At 31.8% G+C, this 4,707-nt stretch carries 5 protein-coding genes; all 5 read left to right on the plus strand.

The window, feature by feature from the left end; all coding sequences use genetic code 11:
• A partial coding sequence (locus tag Q0C22_RS08325; protein ID WP_291493679.1) for a pyruvate formate lyase family protein occupies positions 1-1,537 on the plus strand: 1,537 nt, incomplete at its 5' end.
• Entirely contained in the window at positions 1,530-2,411 is an 882-nt protein-coding gene (locus Q0C22_RS08330; protein WP_291493681.1) for a DMT family transporter, read from the plus strand. The genes Q0C22_RS08325 and Q0C22_RS08330, both read left to right, overlap by 8 nt.
• Before the next feature lie 37 nt (positions 2,412-2,448).
• On the plus strand, positions 2,449-2,985 hold the full coding sequence (locus tag Q0C22_RS08335; RefSeq protein WP_291493683.1) for an ACT domain-containing protein: 537 nt from the start codon (positions 2,449-2,451) through the stop codon (positions 2,983-2,985).
• Complete coding sequence (gene def / locus Q0C22_RS08340) at positions 2,986-3,480, plus strand: peptide deformylase (protein WP_291493685.1); 495 nt, start codon at positions 2,986-2,988, stop codon at positions 3,478-3,480. It abuts the gene before it with no gap.
• The coding region (locus Q0C22_RS08345) for a DEAD/DEAH box helicase family protein (RefSeq protein ID WP_291493687.1) at positions 3,470-4,707 on the plus strand (1,238 nt) is incomplete at its 3' end. The genes def and Q0C22_RS08345, both read left to right, overlap by 11 nt.

Here is a 4,707-nt window from a genome sequence, read left to right on the forward strand (position 1 = left end):
TGGTCTTGAAATCTCGGCACTTTTTATAAAAACACCATTTTATAAAAAAGATATAGAAAATGGTAATCTAACAAAAGAAAAAGCAAAAGAATTGTTAGAGTGTTTATGGATAAAATTCTATAATCATCCGGCTGTAGCAAAAGTTGGAGTAACAGCACAGGAAAGTGCAACATACACTGATTTTGCTCAAATAAATTTAGGTGGATTGGATGAAAAAGGCGACCCCAGCGTTAATGAGTTGTCTTATTTAATACTGGATGTAATTGAAGAAATGCGACTTGTACAACCAAATCCATCAATCCATGTAAGCAAAAAAACGCCAGATGAATTTATCAAAAGGGCCATAGACATAATAAAAACAGGTTTTGGGCAACCTGCTATTTTTAATGCCGATGCTGTTGTTCAAGAATTGCTAAGGCAAGGTAAATCCATAGAAGATGCAAGGCTTGGTGGTACAAGCGGTTGTGTGGAAGCAGGTGCTTTTGGAAAAGAAAGTTATACTTTAACAGGTTATTTTAGTCTTCCAAAGGTTTTGGAAATTACATTAAATAACGGTATGGATCCCTTAACAAACAAACAAATAGGTTTAAAAACAGGTGATTTTAAAGATTTTGAAACATTCAATGAATTATTTGATGCTTTTAAAAAACAACTAAAATACTTTACAGATGTGAAAATTAAAGGTAACCTTGTTATTGAGCAGATATATGCAAAATACTGCCCTGCCCCGTTTTTATCAATTTTAATTGATGATTGCGTAAAAAACGGCAAAGACTTTAATGCGGGCGGCGCAAGGTACAATACCTGCTATATACAGGGTACGGGCATTGGTACAATTACAGATAGTCTTTCAAGTATAAAGTATCTTGTATTTGAGAAAAAAACAATAAGACCACAAGATTTACTTTCAATGCTAAAATCCAATTTTGAAGGCTTTGAAGTTCAAAGACAAATTATGCTTAATAAAGTGCCAAAATATGGAAATGATGATAATTATGCAGATAACATTATGCAGGAAGTATTTGAAGAATTTTTTAATAATATTGATGGTAAAACAACATACAAAGGCGGGACATTTAGAATAAATATGCTTCCCACAACTGTACATGTTTATTTTGGATCAAAAATGCTTGCAACACCTGATGGTAGACTAGCATATGAGCCGATTTCTGAAGGTATATCGCCAGTGCAGGGTGCAGATAGAAAAGGACCAACTGCTGTTATAAAATCTGCATCAAAGATGGATCATATAAAAACTGGCGGAACACTTCTTAATATGAAATTTACACCAGATTTGTTGAAAGACAAAAAAGGTACAGATTCATTAGTTAGTTTAATTAGAGCCTACTTTAAGCTAGATGGTCATCATGTGCAATTTAATGTTGTTGATGCGCATACTCTACGGCAAGCTCAAAAAAAACCTCAAGATTACTCTGATTTGATAGTAAGAGTAGCAGGATACAGTGATTATTTTTGCCATTTAAACGAACAGTTGCAAAATGAAATCATAGCAAGGACAGAGCATAGTTTTGAATAAGAATAAAATAGTTTTAGCAAGTTTAATTGGTATAATAGGCGTAAGTTTTGCATCTATTTTTATAAAAGAATGTGCAAATGTCCCAAGTATTGTTTTATCAATGTACAGACTTGATATTGCAGCTTTTATATTGCTTTTAATGAATTTTATAAACAAGAATAAATTATTTCCTTTATCTAGAAAAGAACTTTTATTGGGTTTTGCAAGCGGTGTATTTTTGGCTATGCATTTTTATTTTTGGATTGCTTCATTGAAATATACGTCTATTGCAAGTTCTGTTGTGCTTGTTAGTACAAACCCATTTTTTGTTGTAGTATTGTCTTTAATTCTAATGAAAGAAAAAATTTCGCCAAAGGTAGTAATTGCATTAATCGCATCTTTTGTTGGTACAGTTATTATAACAGCAAGCGATGGCAATCTTTTAAGTGAAAAAATTGACAAAACAGCTTTATTTGGAGATATTTTGGCAATTATTGGTGCTTTTAGCGTAAGTTTTTACTTTATTATTGGCTCCAAACTAAGAAAAAATATGGATACAAACAGATACGTTACTTTAGTATATACTTTTGCTGCAATTTTTATAACTATATTGGCTATATTTGCAAATGAGGATATCATAAATTACTCAAGTAGAGATTTTTCTTTTATTTTTTTACTTGCAATCGTGCCACAGCTTATTGGACATACGGCATTTAACTGGGCATTGAAGTATTTAAAAGCAACTGCTGTAGCAATTACAACTTTAGGTGAAATTATTGGCTCTACAGTGCTGGCCTATATTTTTTTTCAGCAAACAATTGATTTGTGGCAATTTATTGGCATTTTATTCATTATGAGTGCTATAGTTATATCCTTTAGGTATGGAAAAGTTTAATTTGTTTTTTGTAAAAAAATACTTATAATTATTTAACATGAAGCATTATTACGCTTTAACAGTTATTGGTAAAGATAAACCAGGCATTGTCAGCAGTGTCGCAAAGGTTTTATACGAGTGGGATTTTAATATAGAGGATTCTTCGTCAACGCTTTTGAGAGACCAATTTTCCATGATACTCATTGTGTCAACAGATAAAGAAGTGGGTTTGATTGACCTTAAAAAAGCTTTTGCAAAAGCAAGAAAAGACTTACAACTAAGTATATCTGTTCGAAAAATCGAAGTTTTAGATGAACAAAAGCAACAAGCCAAGCATTATATGATATCAATATACGGCAGCGATAAAAAAGGTATTGTTTATAAAACAACTACGGCTTTAAGTTATTTAGATATAAATATTGTTGATTTAAAAACAAGGGTTTCAGGCGCAAAAAAAGATATATACATAATGATCTTGGAAGTTGAAGTGCCACCAAAAGTAAATATAGGCAAAGTAAACGAGATTTTAGATGAGATTGCAAAAGAAATGGGTGTTGACTTTTCAATCAGACCTGTTGAGTCTTACAATATATGAATGATAGAAATCGTAAAGTTTCCAGATAAACTTTTAAAAAAACAATCTGTCCGTATAGAATCAATTGATAGTAGTGTGTTATCTGTAATTGATAAATTAACATTTGTACTTGACTTTTATAATCATTGTGTAGGCATTGCTGCTGTTCAAATTGGCCATTTGGTAAGAATTGTTGCTGTTGATGTGTCTAAGACAAAAAATAAAAATCATGGCAGGCTTATTATGATTAATCCTGTTATTTTAGAAAAAAGCTCAGACGAAATAGTTACAAAAGAAGGTTGCCTTAGTGTGCCAGATTATTTGGGCTATGTTGCAAGGCCAAAAAAAATAACCCTGGAATATATTGATTTAAATGGTAAAAAACAGATTCTGGAGGCAAAAAGGTTTGAAGCAGTTGTTATTCAACATGAGATAGACCATTTGGATGGTGTATTGTTTTTAGATAAAATCGCATCTTCAACCCAATTAATTAAGAGGTTGCAAAATGATATATAAGCTTTACTCAGACTATAAACCCACAGGCGATCAGCCACACGCAATAAAAAATTTAAGCGAAAATATAAAAAAAGGTATTAAATTTCAAACATTAATTGGCGTAACGGGAAGTGGTAAAACTTTCACGATAGCAAATGTAATTAAAAATATAGATAAACCTGTGCTTGTTATTTCACACAATAAAACTCTTGCAAGTCAACTTTATACTGAGTTTGCAAATTTTTTTCCAGAAAATGCAGTTGAATACTTTATTAGCTATTACGATTATTATCAGCCAGAAGCATATGTACCAAGAACAGACACATACATTGCAAAAGACTCATCCATAAATGACGAAATAGATAGACTAAGGCAAAAAGCTACAATGAGCCTACTTACAAGAAAAGATGTTATTGTTGTTGCAAGTGTTTCCTGTATTTACGGTATAGGCGAAAAAGAAGACTATGAAGGTATGTCTTTTAAAATTAATGTAGGAGATAAACTGAACATAAGAAAATTTTTGGAGATTTTAGTCGAACTTTTATATAAGAGAAATGATATTGATTTTATAAGAGGTAATTTTCGTGTAAGGGGCGATATTGTTGACGTGTATCTTTCATATTTTAAAAATATGGCTTTGAGGGTTGAATTTTTTGATGATACAATTGAAAAAATATCAATTTTTGACCCACTTACAGCCAAGCTAATTGAAAAAAAAGATTCTGCAGTAATTTTTCCAGCTAGCCATTATGTATCAACAAAGCAAAAAAGAGATATAGCCATTCACAGAATCAGGGAAGAGCTAAGAGAGCGCATTCAGTACTTTAAATCTCAAAATAAACTTTTGGAAGCCCAGCGTATAGAAGAAAGGGTTAATTTTGATCTTGAGATGATTGAACAAACAGGTACATGCAGTGGGATTGAAAACTACTCTATTCATTTTTCAAGTAGACTGCCAGGTGAACCCCCTATATCATTAATAGACTATTTTAATAAAGATTTTTTGCTCATAATAGATGAATCCCATGTTACAATACCTCAAATAAAAGGTATGTATGAAGGTGATTATTCCAGAAAAAAAACGCTTGTTGAATATGGATTTAGATTGCCGAGTGCTTTGGATAACAGACCGCTTAAATTTGATGAGTTCATGCAAAAGATAGATCAGGTAATATTTGTTTCTGCAACACCTTCTGATTTTGAGCTTGAGCTTTCAAGACCATACATTATAGAGCAAATCATACGTCC

The organism is Desulfurella sp., assembly GCF_023256235.1.
Taxonomy (GTDB): Bacteria; Campylobacterota_A; Desulfurellia; order Desulfurellales; family Desulfurellaceae; genus Desulfurella.